Source organism: Leucobacter albus (assembly GCF_039528015.1).
GTDB lineage: Bacteria > Actinomycetota > Actinomycetes > Actinomycetales > Microbacteriaceae > Leucobacter > Leucobacter albus.
In genome coordinates this window covers 196,067-211,910 of the sequence record NZ_BAAAKZ010000013.1, presented here as the reverse complement: position 1 = coordinate 211,910, position 15,844 = coordinate 196,067, and the positions used below count along the sequence as shown (strand labels likewise).

Sequence of the window (15,844 nt, the reverse complement as noted above, 5' to 3'; positions counted from 1 at the left end):
GCCGCCGGCCGGCGGCTGCTACGTGGTGCGAGCGATGAGCACGTCGATGAGCTCGCCCGCGAGGTTCACGAGCCGCTCGATCTCTGACTCGTTGCGCTCGACCCAGCGAAATTCTGGCTCGCCAACGGGCACGAAGTTTTCGTGGCGCTCCCACACCATGAGCGTGCGCTCTGCGCCGAGCACGTACTGCTGCCACCAGATCTGGCGCAGGTAGTTGCGGGGAATGACCCGCCACTCCTTGTTCGTCGTTTTGATCTCGGCGAGCTCGAGACGGCCATCGGCACGCTCGACAACGCCGTCTGGGGTGGCGAGGTGACGCAGGTCGGTTTCGGCGTGAAAGAGCGCCGCGCTCGGGCGAATCCCGTGCTCGCGTTCCACCCACGACGCGATCTCAGGCTCGCGGGCCTTGCCGTGCTCGGTGTAGGCGTTGCCCATGAAACGGCTGCCGTACATCTTCTCGCGAGCGGCGGTCTCGATCGACCGCGGCGTCGAGAGCTTCGCGACATCGGTCGCGGTGATGCCGCGCGCCCTGGCCCTCATCCACGCGGCGTGGTCGGTGCCGTCGGTAACGATGCGCGACTGCAGCGCACCGGAAAACACGACGGGAATAGGCACCGAGCTATTGTCCCATGAGGCCGCTGGTTGGCGGGAGGCTGCGCCGGGGTTTCGTAGTGAGATTTCGATCGAAACTCATCGCAGCAACGAGCGCAAAGATAATAGTGTACACGTGTTTCGCAGAGTTTGTGTCCAGCCCATGCCCAGACGAGGCAGGCACTATGTATGCATGGTTGCCGAGACGCTCACGAGACAAGATGGAACAATGGTGCGCGCACTCGTCGTGGACGACGAGGAGTCGATAACGCAACTCATTGCCATGGCCCTTCGTTATGAAGGATGGGAAGTTCGTTCCGCTGCGACGGGGGCCGAGGCCCTCGAAGCGATCGCAGACTTCCAGCCCGATGTTGCGGTGTTTGACATCATGCTCCCCGATTTCGACGGCATGCAGCTGCTTTCGAAGGTACGCGCGCAGGGCGAACTGTTTCCCGTGCTTTTTCTCACCGCACTCGACTCTGTAGAAGAGAGAGTTGCTGGCCTCACCGCCGGTGGCGACGACTACGTGGTGAAGCCGTTCAGTCTCGAGGAGCTGCTCGCGCGGCTCCGCGGGCTCGTGCGCCGGTCGCAGTTGCGCCTCGCCTCGCAGCCGAACCCGATTTTGCGGGTGGGTGACCTTGAACTGAACGAAGACAGCTACGAGGTGTCGCGCTCGGGTGAGGGTATTCAGCTCACCAACACCGAGTTCGAGCTGCTGCGCTATCTCATGCGCAACTCCGGTCGCGTGCTGTCGAAGGCTCAGATTCTCGACAGGGTGTGGAGCTATGACTTTGATGGCAAGCCGACGGTCGTCGAGCTGTACATTTCGTACCTGCGCCGCAAGATCGACGCGGGGAGGCCCGCGATGATTCACACGGTGCGCGGCGCGGGCTACATGCTCAAGCCCGCCGAGTAGTTTCGCCGCACGCTCACTGATCTCACCGCCGGCCGGCCCGTTTTGGGTCGGCCGGTTTTCTGATCGCCCCGGGGTGTGGTATTGTCTTCTTTGGCCCAAGACCGCCGGTAGAGTTCGCAAGAACTCCGGAACGATCGCCAGACCAGCAATGGGATGTCGATGACCAGCGCAGGTACTGAACTCCTTGACATGCGAACCCCGTTCCATGAACCTGAAGCTCCGTGCGTGCGCGCCGGAGCTTTTTTCGTTTCGAAAGAGTTGCTCCGTGCGGCACGGCCACCGTGAGGCATTCGTCTCACGGCTACGACAACCAAGGGAGCGCCATGGCTACGAAGGACGCTACGGTCGCCGATCTTCAGAAGCAGTTTGAAGAGTCGGGCGCCGTTCTGCTGACTGAGTACCGCGGGCTCACGGTTGCTCAGTTGCAGGAACTCCGCAAGAGCATCCGCGAGCACGCGACGTACGCTGTGGCGAAGAACACGCTGACCAAGATTGCGGCCAACAAGGCTGGAATCACCGCGTTTGACGACGAGCTTTCCGGCCCGTCGGCACTCGCGTTCGTGCACGGTGACACTGTCGCCGTCGCGAAGGCGCTGCGTGACTTCGCCAAGGCAAACCCTCTTTTGGTGATCAAGGCTGGCTACTTCGATGGCAAGCCCTTGACCGCCGCTGAGGTAGGCAAGCTTGCCGATCTCGAGAGCCGCGAGGTGCTGTTGGCTAAGGCCGCCGGCGCAATGAAGGCTTCGCTGATCGGTGCTGCACAGCTGTTCAACGCTCTGCCCGCCAAGGCCGCTCGCGGCTTCGGTGCGCTGCAGGAGAAGCAGAACGCTTAAGGATCGGCACCCGCCGACCGCAAACAATCTGTTCCTGCGCGATGTGCAGGGCAAACATCAAGGAGAATCATCATGGCTAAGCTTTCGACTGAAGAGCTGCTTGAGCAGTTCAAGGGCCTGACCCTCATCGAGCTCTCGGAGTTCGTTAAGGCGTTCGAGGAAGAGTTCGACGTTTCGGCTGCTGCTCCCGTTGCAGTTGCTGCTGCTCCGGCTGCTGGCGCAGCTGAGGCTGTCGAGGAGAAGGACGAGTTCGACGTCGTCCTCGAGTCGGCTGGCGACAAGAAGATCCAGGTCATCAAGGTTGTGCGCGAGCTCACCGGCCTGGGCCTCGGCGAGGCTAAGGCTCTCGTTGAAGAAGCACCGAAGACCGTTCTCGAGGCTGCAAAGAAGGACGCAGCTGAAGAGGCAAAGGCTAAGCTCGAGGAAGCTGGCGCTGGCGTAAAGCTTGCGTAAGTTCTCGCTCTAGCGAACTGAAGGTGGGTCGTCCCGTAAGGGGCGGCCCACTTTTGTTATGTGTCAGCGCCTCGACGGAGACGGGTGCAGGCCTGCTCTTGGAAGCTCAGCTAGCGTTGCACCTGTTGTGCGGGCGGAGGCGCCTCCAGCACCCGTGATGTGCGTACGCGATGAGTGAGATAGGCCGCGGCCAATCGCGCCCGCCCCAGTCCCTCGGTTGCGGGGAATCCGAGTTCTTCGAGTACCGTTGCGAGCCGATGTTGCAGGGTGCTGTGATGCACTCCGAGAGCTCGCGCAGTCTCCCGCACGGTCTGGTGCGTGATGAGCGCGGAGACCGTCTCGAGGCCCCAGGTGCGTTCCGCAATTCTTGCGACTGCCACAACATCGTCGTGTGGCACATCGTCTTCGTCAACGAGGAGTGCATCGAGCAAGCCACCGTAGTCGTCGGCGCACACGGGCGCTGCCCCCGATTCGCTCAGCCGAAGCGCAGTGAGTGCGCTCCGCAGCGACTTAGTCAGCGCTCCCGGCGGGTGCGCAGATCCGATGCCGCACGGACTTGCTTGGAAAGGGTCAAACTGTTCTGCGATGAGGGCTGCGTGGAGCGGTCCAAACGGCGACCCGATGACGTCTTCAGGGCCTGCGGGGTGACGCTCCCAGACGGCGAAGAGTGGCGCGAGTACTACCCGATATTTTTCACCGCTGCGCAGGCCGAGATCGTCAGCGGCAGCCGCGCGAAGTGGCTGCGAAGCGGCGGAGTCAAGCACGACCGAGAGGCCTCGCCGGCGATGCTCGTCGCCGGCACTGTTCTTGGCGCAGAGCGCGATCGATAGCCGTTCGAGAATCAACCCGTCGTTCGGTCCGGCTGCTCCGGCGCGCTGGAGCCATACGGTGTACCCAGTGTTGCGATCGGGTTTGGGCGTCGCAGCCGGCGTGCACGCTAGCATCTCACCGCGCGGTGACACCAGTGTTGGCTCTGAACTGCCGATGCGCACGACCCCCGCGGGGCAGCCCGCGAGGGCAGCTGCTGCAGCGAGCAACGCGCGAGTGTTCACGTTGCCAAGAATCAGCTCGTCAAAGCACGCGATAACTCGAAGCCCCAACGTTGCTCCGGGATCGAGACGGGAGATACTTCCGAGGAGTTCTTGCATTTCAGCCCACCAATAGATGTTCGACCCACGCGTTTCGGGTCTGGATCATCGCCCGGCCGACTCGTGTGTGCGGTGCAAAAATGTCTGCCCCGTGAAACGCGCCAGGCCAAATATGCAGCTCGGCGTTGCCGCCCGCTCGCCACATTCGCTCCGCAAAGTCGGCCGTCTCATTCCGAAAGATCTCGGCCGAGCCCACGGTGAGAAACGTCGGCGGCAGCCCGCTGAGATCTTCTGCTCGTGCCGGGGCCGCGTATGGGGAGACGTCGGGCCCGCCCCGTGCATCTCCGAGGAGCGCGTGCCAGCCGGTATCGTTGCTGACCCGATCCCACACGCCGACACCGTCGAACTGGTCGAGCGAGTACCCGCCGCCGCGATCGTCGAGCATGGGGTAGTCAAGTACCTGTCCAATCAGTGGCGGCCCGCCCCGATCCCGTACCGCCAGCGCGGCTCCGGCAATGAGATTACCGCCGGCGCTCGCTCCGGCCAACATGATTCCGTCGCTCCGAATGCCGAGTTCGGCAGCGTGGTCATGTACCCAGCACAGTGCCGCAAACACGTCCTCGCGCGGAACCGGGTCTGGGTACTCAGGCGCGAGCCGATACTCGACAGTGACGAGCGCGGCGCCAAAGTCGGTGACCCAATCCAGCACCAAATCGATGCCACTGAAACGATCGCCAAACATGAGGCCGCCAGAGTGGGCGAACAGCACCCCCACCCTGGGCAGCTGTGCTCCCGTGTCAGCCGTCAGCACGCTCACCGCGATGTCATCACCGCCGTAGCCTGGGACTGTGTGATCTGTGCGGGTGATCCCGCGCTGTTCCAATGTGGCCTCGATCGGCGGGGAAGCATACGATGCGCGCATGAACCCGATCAATTCGGGGGTGATGGTGGGCGGGAACATTCCGCCAACCACGGCGAGACTCGCACGCAGCTCAGGGTCAAACTCGGGCCTGGCAGGGCCAAACCGGGCAGCTGTCATTGCGGCTTCCTCCTTGAAGTGCGGCCTCTCAGTGTACTCGGGGCGGTCGCTGGTCTTCCGCCAGACGGCGGAGTGGCGCGACTCATCTGCGTCGCGGTGACGGCTGCCGCAAGACGTACTGCTTGGCAGGCTTGGACAGTAACAGTTCCGCGCTGGGCGGAGCTCGAGGCTCAACGAGGAGTTTCCATGACACATCAGCTTGACCGCAACGCAATTGACGCGCTGCTCTCCAACGCCGTTGCTACCGGTGCGGTGCCCCACGTCGCGGCCATCGTCGCAGACGCAGACGGCGTACTGTACGAAGGCGGTTTCGGTGTGCGTACCGTTGGCGGCGACGAGGGGCCAATCACCCCCGATACGACGTTCCGCCTCATGTCTATGACAAAGATGATTGTGACGGCAGCTGCGCTGTCGATGCGCGATGAGGGTCTCCTCGACTTTGCTGCGCCAGTGAGCTCCTACCTGCCAGAGTTTGCGAACCAGCGCGTGCTCACCGGATTCGATGGCGACGAGCCCGTGCTTGTCGAACCGAATACCGAGGCGACCGTGCATCATTTGGTGACCCACACCGCAGGCTTCTCGTACTGGTTCTGGAACGAGAAAATTGCCCGCTACGAGCAGCTCACTGGCACGCCGAACGTGGTTACCGGAAAACAAGAGGCGCTCCATGCCCCGCTCGTGCATCACCCAGGTGAAGTACTTGAATACGGCATCAACACGGACTGGCTCGGACGAGTCATGGAGGCCGCAGCGGGGCAGCCTCTCGACGAAATCGTACGCAGCCGAATTACCAAGCCCCTTGGAATGGCGAACACGGGCTTCGAGAAAAGCGCAGCAGCCGAGGCCAACAGTGTGACCACACACGTGCGCGACGAGAACGGGAAATGGATGAGCGTTGGCGATATCGTCGGCCCAGACCCCGACTGGCTCGCAGGCGGGCACGGGTTGTTCTCGACCCCCAACGACTACACGCGGTTCGAGCGGGCATTGCTTCGTGGCGGTGAACTCGATGGCGTTCGGATACTCGCAGAATCGACAGTGAACGAGGCATTCCAGCCGCAGATCGGCGACCTCGAGTTCCCCGCCGAGCTGCCGACTACGGACCCCGGCGCAAGCGACACGCTTCGAATCGGGCCGGGGAACACGTGGGGCTTTGGGCTGCTAGTGAACAAGCACGACTCCCCGATTGGCCGCCGCGCAGGTTCGGGCGCATGGTCGGGGCTGTGCAACACTCACTTCTTCATCGACCGCGAATCTGGCCTGTGCGCTTCAATCTATTCGAACACATTGCCGTTCGTTGAAAGCGATGGTGCCTGGGCGATGTTCCAAGCGTTTGAGCGTGCGATCTACGCCAAGGCCTAGCCTGATACTGCGACCGCAGTTTCCACTGGCAAACCATTGCAGCCTGGGCACGAACGGTGAGTTCGCGGCCCAGGCTGCAATCGTTTCGAGAGCCTATTGCTAGACGCTGAAGCGCACCTCGGCGCCGATCCCGTTGCCGCCAGGAACCTCGTCCGCGCGCAGCGCGAGTACGCGCCCGCCGCTCGCGAGCACCTTCGAGGCGAGCTGATCCACGAGACTGTAACCGGCGGTGCTCTCGGCTACGAGGCCACCCACCTGTTCATCGAGCGTGCCCTCGGGGTGCGCATCCATGTCGACATAGAGGGTCGAGATCGCACCGGCGACGGCAGCGCGTGCAATATCGCTGAGGTCGGTCACGGCGCGGCCGGCCGCCTGCAGACTGCCGAACTGCTCCTGTCGCTCAGCGAGCTCGGCCGCGTAGTAGCGGTCGAGGATCTCGCGGGCCGCGGCATCGAGTTCGGTCGTGCTGCGATTATCTGGGTTGCCGTTGATGCCATCGTCGAGCAGCTTCGCGTTGCGCGTCACCGAGCGGAACAGGCTATCGAGCGGCTGGGCCGCGGCGAGAATTAGTGGGCCGCGGGTGCCGCGGAGCACGGGCGCGGTTGCCCGATCCACCGCGCGCGCGAAGCCGAGTAGCCTGGCGTCGTGCCCCTCGGGCCCGTGCAGCCTGCGTCGGTGTGAATCGACCCCAGGGTCCTCGACATTAAAGGTGTCGAGCAGATCGCTCGGCAGCTCGGGCACCGGCAGCTCGCTGCCGCGGTGATCAGGGCCGATCGCGATGAGTCGAACATCATTCTGGCTGAGCGCGAGCACGGTCGCGTCGTGCGCAAACGTGATCGTGCGAAGCAACGGCACGACGCGGAAGTGGTTGCCAGAGAAATACTCGGATTCGAGCTCGTTGGGCAGCCGGTAGGTGATGGTTCGCTCTGGGCTCGCGAACACGACGAGGCTGTGAGACAGGTAGCGCCACAGCTGCGTGTCGTCGAGAAGCGCGCGCAGCCCCGCCTCTGTTGCAGCGATTTCCGCGGCGTCGCCATCGTGCGCGGTGTGCTCGGCGACAGCTTCGCTCACGAGATTGCCGAAGGCGATGCGGTTCGCCTCTGCCTCGGTGGTGACCGGCGACGTGCGCAGCACGATGGTAATGAGATTCGGGCGCTCGGTTTCGGCGAGCTGCTCGATCTCTGAACGGAGCGGAATATCGGTGTGCATGGGCGATCCCCCTTCGACGTTGATGTGGGACTGCGGGTTCGCGCCCCACTACTGCGGTACCCCAGCAGAGTGAAACCCGTGGGGCCCTTGTCCCTACCTTGCCCGATTCAGCTCAAAAAGGGAATGATTTGCCTATGCAACGTACGCCCGCGCGCGAGGCAGGGCGACTACGCGAGGTGGGTGAGCGTGCCGCCGACGAGGGTGGCCGCGACGCTCGGGCGTTCGAACGGCGGCGCATCGGGGCCAGAGCCCTTGCGGGGCGCGAGAGGGTCGCTGTCGAGCAGCATGAGATCGGCGGGGTCACCCGCAGCGGGGCGCAGCGGGCCCCGCATCGAGGACTGGAGCGCCCGTGCGACACTCAACCGTTCGGAGGGGACCCACACGTCGCTGCCCGCGGGTAGGCGGCCGACGGCTGCGGAGATCGCGAGCCACGGATCCAGCGGTGCAACAGGCGCGTCAGAGCCGAGCACGATCTTCGCGCCGGATCGGTCAAGCGAAGCCAGCGGGAAGGCTCGCTCCGCCCGATCCGCCCAGACTGCGCGCATGCTCGGAACGTCGTCGAGGAGGTGCGCGGGCTGCACACTCGCGGCCACCCCAAGCGCCGCGAACCGGGCCAGGTCACGTCGCTGGAGGAGCTGCGCGTGCTCGATTCTGCCGGCGATTCCCGTCGCTTCGAACGCGTCGAGCGCCTGCGAATTTGCGCGGTCACCGATCGCGTGCACGGCAGCCGTGAACCCCGCGTGTCTCGCCCGTGACAGGAGCTCGGTCAGTTCGGCCGGGGGCACGAGCTGTCTACCGTGGCCGCCGTCGGGGTACGGATCGCAGCAGAGTGCAGTGCGGGTGCCGAGCGATCCGTCTGTGATGACTTTCAGCGGGCCCACCGAGATGCGACCGCCGTCTCCGATGGGCGAGCCCGATCGAAGGCCCAGCGCGATCGCGCGGTCGAGATGCTCGGGGTAGACGGCGCTCTCGACCCTCAGTGTGCTAAAACCTGAGCGCTCGCGGCGAAGCCAGTCTTCGTAGCTCCACCGAATCTCGAAGTCGACGACTCCGACCACTCCGAGAGCTGCCGCCCGCGCGGCTGCCTGGTCGATCGCAGCGTCGAGGGTCTCATCGGTGACACGGTCAAGATCGGCGAGGAGCGCGAAGCACTCGTCTTCGATGACGTGCGCATCGTGGTCTGGCAGAAACCCGTGGCGCGCGAGCGCCGCACTGTTGAGCCAGGCTCCGTGCAGGTCGAGCCCGACAAGCACGATTGGCACGGTGGAGCTCACGCTGTCGAGTTGTTCCCGCGTCAGCCCACCCCAGTCGCCGCCGCGCAGCCGCATCCCAATGATCTCGCTCGGCGCGTTGCCGTGCACGTCGGGAGCGAGGAGTTTGGCAACCCGCGTGAGCGCCTCGCCTGGCGAGTTCGCTGCGACAAAGTCGGGCCTGCTTGACTGCTGCGCCCACTGACCGAGGTGCACGTGTTCGTCCCACAGCCCGGAGGTGAGCACGCGCCCCTCGGCGCCGAGCGTCGTCGCCGCCGATTTGCGCACTCCGTCGAACTCGGCGAGCGAGCCGGCCGGAGTGACGGCCCGGATGGTGCCGTTCGCGCCGATCCACACATCGACGAGTTCGCTGCCACCCGCACCTGTACCGCTATCAGCGGCCGCGTGACCGCCGGGCAGCCTTGCTCCCGCGATGAGTTGGATCATGACGTCACCGTATCTGAAATCGCATCGCGCCTACAGCTACCCGCGGTGGGCGACCTCGCCGCCGGGCACGGTGCTGGTCGTGCGCGCTAGATGATCTGACGCCCTTCCCGCTTCGCCTCGCGCCAGTCCTTCACGAAGGCGCGCACGATCACGAAGAGTGCGCCAACGACAATGACCGGCCACACGAGCACGTAGGCGGTCAGAAGAATTGCTTCCCAGTTCATGTGGTGTCCTTACTTTCGCGCGGTCGGGGCCGCGTCTGCTGCTGCCTGGTGGCTCGTGGCGTCTGAGCCATCGACCCCATCGGTGTCGCCGGAGTGCACAGAGATCTCGCCGGTCTTGGCCCGCGCGACGATGTCTTCGACAGGGTCGAAGTCGCCGGTGCGCACCCTGATGAGGTCGAAGTCGAAGCGCTGTTTCGAGCGCAGCGTGATGAGCGTGCAGAGGATCGTGCTGACCGAGTACGCGACGAGCGACCCCGAGAGCACGGGGTACGTGTGCAGGAAGCCGATCGCGAACGGGGCCGCCGCGACGATCGCGATGCTACCGACCCAGAGCGCGACGCGCTTGCCGAAGAACCCGAATGCCATGAGGCCGAGCACGACGCCGATGCCGATGGTCGAGAGCACGTCGAAGACGATACCCACCCAGCCATCCATGCTGATCCACGCGAAGCGGACCGGAATGAACGCGGCGAGCGCGACGACCACCGAGATGCTGAACGCCGCATTCGTGACGCGGTTCCAGTAGAAGCTCGCGATGACCGGGAACACGAGCGCGCCCCAGAGCGCGCCAACAAACACGAGCAGGTCGAGAATGTTGAGCTGCGAACCTGCGAAGTACATGCCGGCGGTCATCGCAACGATCATCGTCACGCGCCCAACGAGCACCATGGTGCGCGGGTTGGGCTTGCCCTTGGCGATGTTCTGGCCGTAGATGTCGGCCATGACGATCGATGAGAGCGCCGTGAGGTCGGCGTCGGCAGTCGACGACAGCGACCCGATGATCATGATGAAGAACAGCGCAAGCAACGCCGGGGGTAGGTACGTCGCCGCCATCTGCGGGATGAGATTGTTCACGTCGCCGCCCATCGGCTCGATGCCGGCGTAGAGTGCGATCACGCCGAGCATACCGATACCGATGATCGTCGCGCCGTAGCCGAAGGTGGCCGTCACGAAGGTCTTCTTGATGAGATCCTCGCGCACCGCAAAGAGGCGCTGCGCGATCGTCTGGTTACCGATCGCGTAGGCGAGCACCGCCGCAATGTAGGGCGCACCCTGGTTGAAGAACGCGTCGGAGGAGAAGAAGTTGGACTGCTGCGGAGTGAGGTTGTTCGCGCCGGTGACGAAGAGGTCGGGTCCGCCTGCCGCGAAAAACACGACCGGAATGATGATGATGACTGCGCCAAGCATGAACAATACCTGCATGAAGTCGGTGAGCACCGAAGCGCGGAACCCAGACCACAGGGTGTAGAGCAGGACACCGGCGCCGATTGCGAGCACGCCCTGGCCGAAGGTGAACGGCGAGAGCATCGCAATGAGCGCGCCGCCCGCGATGAGGTTCGACGTCAGGCTGATGATCGAGCCGAGCACGTTCGAGCCCGCGAGCATGAGCTGGCTCGAGCGGCCATGGCGGGCAAACATGACCTCGGCGATGGTGTGTGCGCGCGGCGCCACCTGGCGAATTCTGCGCCCGAAGGGGTAGATGAGCAGAATCATGAGGGCTCCCCAGAGCCCGTAGTGGATCGGGCCGGAGAGCCCGTAGGTGTAGCCGGAGGTGGCGGAAGCGTACATTGACGCGGCCCAGATCCACGTGGCGGTCATCGACGCGGCCGAGATACCGAAGCCGACGCGGCCGCCGCCGGTCATGTAGCCGTCGGCGTTTTCACGCTTCTTGCTGATGCGAAGGGAGATGATGAGGCTCGCCCCGAAGAAGGCGAGGAAGAGGGCGACGACGATGGGGCCCGAGAGCTGCTGGAGCTGCTCTTGCATGGGTGTTTCCTTTCAAAGTGCGGGTCGGCAGGTGCCGAATGACCGAAGAGAAGGAAACGAAGCTAAGTGGGGAAGCTGCCCGTGTGGGGCGGCGACAGCGGTTGGTGGATGTCTGTGGAATGCTCGCGGCAGCGCGGCGGATAGATAACTCGAATGGGTGAGATAGGGCTAGTCCTTTCGGGTCGCCACGGCGGGCGAACGGTGGCCACCGCGGGTGCCCCAAAGCCTGGTGAAGCTTCGGTTCACGACGAACGTCTGGCGTAGTGCAGCACTCAGATCTGTACGTTCAGAACGGCGCATGCGAAAATACCTGACCATTCAAGTAGTACAGCAGTTCCCGGTGAACGTCTAGCTCGGTGGCCGCAGGGCGACGAGTTGCGCACTCAGCTACCAGCGCGTGAACACGTAATGCACAAGCGGCCTTACTGAACTTCCGCGCAATATGATAGGCAAATCTGGCGCTGAAGCGATTTGCCTGCTATGTTTATGCGTCTGATTCGGCGCGATCGCGCCGAACTGTCAGCCGTCAGTTTGCTCGCTTACCCGCGACGGAAGGAAGCCTGTGGCCCTAATTTCCCTGGCACTTAGACACGCAAAAACGTACTGGGTGTTTATCGTGATCGTCTTGATCATGCAGTTGCTTTCGACGATGGCAACGCTGTGGTTGCCGAGCCTGAACGCGCAGATTATCGACAAGGGCATCGCCCTCGGCGACACCGGCTTCATCTGGCGAACCGGCGGCATCATGCTCATCGCATCGCTCGGCCAGCTCGCTGTTGCCGTGATCGCCGTGTACGCCGGGGCGCGCACCGCGATGGGCATCGGGCGCGACCTGCGCCGCGATGTCTACCGAAAGGTCGACACGCTCTCGACCCTCGAGGCGACCAAGTTTGGTGCGGCGACGCTCATCACTCGCGGCACGAACGACGTGCAACAGATTCAGATGCTCGTGCTCATGACGCTGAACTTCATGGTGTCTGCCCCGATCATGGCGATCGGCGGCGTGATCATGGCGCTGCGTGAAGACGCGGGTCTCGCCTGGCTCGTGTGGGTCTCCGTCGCTATCCTCGCGGTCATCGTGAGCCTGCTCGTGTGGCGACTGCTGCCACTGTTCCGTGTGATGCAAGACAAGGTCGACGCGATCAACGGAGTGCTGCGCGAGCAGATCATGGGCATTCGCGTCGTTCGAGCCTTCGTGCGCGAGCCGTTCGAGGCCAAGCGCTACGACGTTGCCAACCGTGACATCACCGACGTCTCGGTGAAGGTCGGCAACATCTTCGTGCTCATGTTCCCGATCATCATGATGGTGCTGCACCTCGCCACGGGTGCCGTGCTCTGGTTCGGTGGGCACCGCGTCGACGCTGAGCAGATTCAGATCGGCTCGCTCACCGCGTTTCTCCAGTACCTCATGCAGATTCTCATGGCCGTCATGATGGGCGTGTTCATGACGATGATGATTCCGCGAGCAGTGGTCTGCGCCGAGCGCATCAAAGAACTGCTCGACACCGAGTCGACGCTCGAGTTCCCTGCGACCGAGACCGTGCCCACTCCAGAGCGTGGCCGAATCGAGTTCTCGGGGGTCACCTTCGGCTTTCCCGGCGCAGAGACCCCCGTCGTGAAAGACGCGAGCTTCGTCGTCGAGCCGGGCAAAACTACCGCGATCATCGGGTCTACCGGCGCGGGCAAGACCGTGCTGCTGAACCTCATGCTTCGGCTCTACGACCCACAGCAGGGCACCATCACGATCGACGGAGCCCCCGTGTCGCAGCTCACGCGCGAACAGCTGGCCGACGCCATCGGCCTGGTGCCGCAGCGCCCCTACCTGTTTGCCGGCACGATCGCCTCGAACCTGCGCTTTGGGCGCTCGGGCGCGACCGAGGAAGAGCTGTGGGAGGCGCTGCGCGTCGCCCAGGGCGAAGACTTCGTGAAAGCCAAGGAGCTCGGGCTCGACGAGCCGGTCTCGCAGGGCGGCACGAGCGTTTCGGGCGGCCAACGGCAGCGCCTCTCGATCGCGCGCCTGCTCGTCGCGCGGCCCAAGGTCTACCTGTTCGACGACTCGTTCTCGGCGCTCGACGTCGCAACCGACGCCCGGCTGCGGGCCGCGCTGCCTGAGGCGACGCAGGGCGCGACGACCATCATCGTCGCCCAGCGCGTCTCGACGATCACCGAAGCAGACCAGATTCTCGTGATCGAGGCCGGTGAGATTGTCGGCCGCGGCACCCACGACGAGCTTCTCGCCTCGAGTGACGTGTACCAAGAAATCGTCCGTTCGCAGCTCGAAGAAGCGGAGGCCGCGTAATGGCAAAGCGAGACAAAACAGTAAAGGCCAAGAACGCCCCGGTCGAGGAGATCGAGGAGGACTGGGAGAACTTCGAGCCGGGCAACGGCGGCGACATGTTTGGCGAGGGCACCCCGCCCCGCAAGGCGAAGCACTTCTGGCCGTCGGCGAAGCGCCTCGTGGGGCTGCTCGGGCAGGAAAAGGGTAAGTTTGCCCTCGTCGTACTGCTCGTGATTGGCTCGGTCGTGCTCGCCGTGATCGCGCCGAAGGTGCTCGGGCGCGCAACCGACGTGATCTTCTCGGGCGTGCTCGGCAAAGACCTCCCCGCTGGTGTGCCCCTCGATCAAATCGTTGAGGGGCTGAGGGAGCAGGGCAACGACAAGTTCGCTGACATGCTCGTTGGCGCGAACGTCGTTCCCGGCCAGGGCATCGACTTCGGGCTGCTCGCCGGGCTGATTCTTGCCGTGCTCGCGCTCTACCTCGTCTCTTCGCTGCTGATGTGGTTGCAGGGCTTTATTCTCAACCGCGTCGTGATGCGCATTGTGTACAAGCTGCGCGCTGACATCGAGGCAAAGATTAACCGCCTGCCGCTGTCGTACTTCGACGGCCGCCAGCGCGGTGACGTGCTGTCGCGCGTCACCAACGATGTCGACAACATTCAGCAGGCGCTGCAGCAGGCCTTCTCCCAGCTCGTGCAGTCGGCGCTGATGATCATCGGCATCATGGCGATGATGTTCGTTGTGTCGTGGCAGCTCGCACTCATCGCGCTCATCGCGCTGCCGCTGTCGGCGATCATTGCCGGCGTCGTCGGCGTGCGCGCGCAGAAGCTCTTCGCCGCGCAGTGGAAGAACACGGGCGAGCTCAACGGCCACATCGAGGAGTCGTTCACCGGCCATGAGCTCGTGCGCATCTTCAACCGCGAGAAGGAGATGACCGAGGAGTTCGACCGCCGTAACGAGGGGCTCTTCGGTGCCGCGTTCAAGGCGCAGGCGCTGTCGGGGGCGATCATGCCGTCGATGAACTTCGTGCAGTCGCTGATCTACGTGCTCATCGCCGTCGCTGGCGCGCTGCGCGTTACTAGCGGCACCATGACGCTCGGTGACGTCACCGCGTTTATCCAGTACTCGCGCGAGTTCGCGCAGCCCGTCGGTGAGATGGCGAGCATGGCGAACATGCTGCAGTCTGGCGTCGCTTCGGCCGAGCGCACCTTCGAGCTGCTCGACGCAGATGAGCAGGACGAGGAGACTGAGACCGCCTCGCTGCCCGAGCGCACCGAGGGCCACGTGCGGTTCGAGAACGTGTCGTTCAGCTACGACCCAGAGTCGAAGCTCATCGAAGATTTGTCACTCGAGGCACGCCCCGGCCACACGATCGCGATCGTTGGGCCCACGGGTGCGGGCAAGACGACGCTCGTAAACCTCATTATGCGGTTCTACGAACTCGACGGCGGTCGGATCCTGCTCGACGGCGTCGATATCACCGAGCTGTCGCGCTCCGCCCTGCGCTCGCACGTCGGCATGGTGCTGCAAGACGCGTGGCTCTTCGACGGCACGATTCGCGAGAACATTCGCTACGGCCGCCTCGACGCGACCGACGAGGAGGTTGTTGCGGCCGCCGAGGCCACCATGGTCGACCGCTTCGTGCGGCAGCTGCCCGACGGCTACGACACCGTGCTCGCGGAGAACGCGTCGTCGCTGTCTGCAGGCGAGCGGCAGCTGCTCACCATCGCGCGCGCCTTCATTGCGAACCCGTCGCTGCTCATCCTCGATGAGGCGACGTCATCTGTCGACACGCGCACCGAGGTGCTCGTGCAGCAGGCGATGCGCGCGCTGCGGAGCGATCGCACCTCGTTCGTGATTGCGCACCGGCTCTCGACGATTCGCGACGCCGACACCATTCTCATGATGGAGTCGGGCCGCATCGTTGAACAGGGCTCGCACGAGGAGCTGCTCGCACGCGGTGGGGCGTACTACGCGCTGTACCAGTCGCAGTTCGCCGGGGAGATCGACGAGGAGCACGCCGAGGAGCTGCTCACCGGGGAGCCCGTCGCCGCGACCGGCGCGGTGCCCGTTGTCGGTGCGGCCGCGGTTGCTGGCACCGATGCGGCGCCGGGCGAGGGTGCTGGGCCTGGCGCCGATGCGGCGCCGGGCGACGGCGCGGCGCCGGGTGCGTCGCCGACCGCTGGAGGCCCCGGCGTCTAACCCCGCCGCGGTGATCGCGTCGCAGTGCTCACTGACGCGGCCATCGGGCCCCGCTCGTTCTGCGTGAACGAGCGGGGCCCGATGCGTTTCGCGTTAGCGGGCGGAACTGTCGTTGGTGTCGTGGCCCGAGTCGTGGCCTGTGTCGTGGCCTGTGTCGTGGCCCAATGTGTACTTTGCGGCGCCCGC

The 15,844-nt window shown here is 64.4% G+C and carries 13 protein-coding genes; 6 read left to right on the top strand and 7 right to left on the bottom strand.

Annotated elements, in window-relative coordinates; genetic code table 11:
• Nucleotides 1-18: 18 nt before the first annotated feature.
• Nucleotides 19-540, bottom strand: a complete 522-nt coding sequence (locus ABD115_RS14120; RefSeq protein ID WP_343962079.1) for a YqaJ viral recombinase family protein — start codon at nt 538-540, stop codon at nt 19-21.
• A gap of 244 nt (nt 541-784) precedes the next feature.
• Here ABD115_RS14120 and ABD115_RS14115 point away from each other — a divergent pair, with 244 nt between their 5' ends.
• From ABD115_RS14115 to rplL, 3 genes are all read left to right on the top strand, one after another.
• A complete protein-coding gene (locus ABD115_RS14115; protein ID WP_343961950.1) occupies nt 785-1,507 on the top strand; it encodes a response regulator transcription factor in 723 nt (240 codons plus the stop codon).
• A 323-nt stretch (nt 1,508-1,830) separates the two neighbouring features.
• Nucleotides 1,831-2,340, top strand: a complete 510-nt coding sequence (gene rplJ / locus ABD115_RS14110) for a 50S ribosomal protein L10 (protein WP_343961948.1) — start codon at nt 1,831-1,833, stop codon at nt 2,338-2,340.
• Between the two features lie 72 nt (nt 2,341-2,412).
• Nucleotides 2,413-2,793, top strand: coding sequence for a 50S ribosomal protein L7/L12 (gene rplL, locus ABD115_RS14105; RefSeq protein WP_119281629.1), 381 nt, complete (start codon nt 2,413-2,415; stop codon nt 2,791-2,793).
• 110 nt (nt 2,794-2,903) lie between these two features.
• On the opposite strand, the gene ABD115_RS14100 is transcribed toward rplL, so the two are convergent.
• Nucleotides 2,904-3,941 (bottom strand): helix-turn-helix domain-containing protein, encoded by a 1,038-nt coding sequence (locus ABD115_RS14100; protein ID WP_343961945.1) that lies wholly within the window; start codon nt 3,939-3,941, stop codon nt 2,904-2,906.
• Between the two features lies 1 nt (nt 3,942).
• On the bottom strand, nt 3,943-4,920 hold the full coding sequence (locus tag ABD115_RS14095) for an alpha/beta hydrolase (protein WP_343961942.1): 978 nt from the start codon (nt 4,918-4,920) through the stop codon (nt 3,943-3,945).
• A 186-nt stretch (nt 4,921-5,106) separates the two neighbouring features.
• On the opposite strand from ABD115_RS14095, the gene ABD115_RS14090 reads away from it, so the two are divergent.
• The gene (locus tag ABD115_RS14090; RefSeq protein WP_343961940.1) at nt 5,107-6,282 is read left to right on the top strand and encodes a serine hydrolase domain-containing protein; all 1,176 of its coding nucleotides are present in this window, start codon (nt 5,107-5,109) and stop codon (nt 6,280-6,282) included.
• Between the two features lie 99 nt (nt 6,283-6,381).
• Here the strand turns inward: ABD115_RS14090 and ABD115_RS14085 are convergent, their stop codons facing one another.
• The 4 genes from ABD115_RS14085 to ABD115_RS14070 form a co-directional block, all read right to left on the bottom strand.
• On the bottom strand, nt 6,382-7,491 hold the full coding sequence (locus ABD115_RS14085) for a baeRF11 domain-containing protein (RefSeq protein WP_343961938.1): 1,110 nt from the start codon (nt 7,489-7,491) through the stop codon (nt 6,382-6,384).
• Between the two features lie 167 nt (nt 7,492-7,658).
• Complete coding sequence (locus tag ABD115_RS14080; RefSeq protein WP_343961936.1) at nt 7,659-9,188, bottom strand: amidohydrolase; 1,530 nt, start codon at nt 9,186-9,188, stop codon at nt 7,659-7,661.
• An 86-nt stretch (nt 9,189-9,274) separates the two neighbouring features.
• The gene (locus ABD115_RS14075; RefSeq protein WP_343961934.1) at nt 9,275-9,412 is read right to left on the bottom strand and encodes a putative transporter small subunit; all 138 of its coding nucleotides are present in this window, start codon (nt 9,410-9,412) and stop codon (nt 9,275-9,277) included.
• 9 nt (nt 9,413-9,421) lie between these two features.
• A complete protein-coding gene (locus ABD115_RS14070) occupies nt 9,422-11,179 on the bottom strand; it encodes a sodium:solute symporter family protein (protein ID WP_343961932.1) in 1,758 nt (585 codons plus the stop codon).
• Between the two features lie 562 nt (nt 11,180-11,741).
• Between ABD115_RS14070 and ABD115_RS14065 the strand changes: the two genes are divergently transcribed.
• Nucleotides 11,742-13,478 carry an ABC transporter ATP-binding protein gene (locus ABD115_RS14065; protein ID WP_343961930.1) on the top strand — a complete coding sequence of 579 codons (1,737 nt, stop codon included), beginning with the start codon at nt 11,742-11,744 and terminating at the stop codon, nt 13,476-13,478.
• A complete protein-coding gene (locus ABD115_RS14060; RefSeq protein ID WP_343961928.1) occupies nt 13,478-15,658 on the top strand; it encodes an ABC transporter ATP-binding protein in 2,181 nt (726 codons plus the stop codon). The genes ABD115_RS14065 and ABD115_RS14060 overlap by 1 nt, the downstream gene beginning before the upstream one ends.
• The last annotated feature ends 186 nt before the right edge of the window (nt 15,659-15,844 follow it).

Bases quoted from the DNA above. Each gene is read 5' to 3' on its own strand.
- ABD115_RS14075 (WP_343961934.1), bottom strand. From the start codon at position 9,412: ATGAACTGGGAAGCAATTCTTCTGACCGCCTACGTGCTCGTGTGGCCG.
- ABD115_RS14095 (WP_343961942.1), bottom strand. From the start codon at position 4,920: ATGACAGCTGCCCGGTTTGGCCCTGCCAGGCCCGAGTTTGACCCTGAG.
- rplL (WP_119281629.1), top strand. From the start codon at position 2,413: ATGGCTAAGCTTTCGACTGAAGAGCTGCTTGAGCAGTTCAAGGGCCTG.
- ABD115_RS14120 (WP_343962079.1), bottom strand. From the start codon at position 540: ATGAGGGCCAGGGCGCGCGGCATCACCGCGACCGATGTCGCGAAGCTC.
- ABD115_RS14100 (WP_343961945.1), bottom strand. From the start codon at position 3,941: ATGCAAGAACTCCTCGGAAGTATCTCCCGTCTCGATCCCGGAGCAACG.
- ABD115_RS14080 (WP_343961936.1), bottom strand. From the start codon at position 9,188: ATGATCCAACTCATCGCGGGAGCAAGGCTGCCCGGCGGTCACGCGGCC.
- ABD115_RS14115 (WP_343961950.1), top strand. From the start codon at position 785: ATGGTTGCCGAGACGCTCACGAGACAAGATGGAACAATGGTGCGCGCA.
- ABD115_RS14090 (WP_343961940.1), top strand. From the start codon at position 5,107: ATGACACATCAGCTTGACCGCAACGCAATTGACGCGCTGCTCTCCAAC.
- ABD115_RS14070 (WP_343961932.1), bottom strand. From the start codon at position 11,179: ATGCAAGAGCAGCTCCAGCAGCTCTCGGGCCCCATCGTCGTCGCCCTC.
- rplJ (WP_343961948.1), top strand. From the start codon at position 1,831: ATGGCTACGAAGGACGCTACGGTCGCCGATCTTCAGAAGCAGTTTGAA.
- ABD115_RS14060 (WP_343961928.1), top strand. From the start codon at position 13,478: ATGGCAAAGCGAGACAAAACAGTAAAGGCCAAGAACGCCCCGGTCGAG.
- ABD115_RS14085 (WP_343961938.1), bottom strand. From the start codon at position 7,491: ATGCACACCGATATTCCGCTCCGTTCAGAGATCGAGCAGCTCGCCGAA.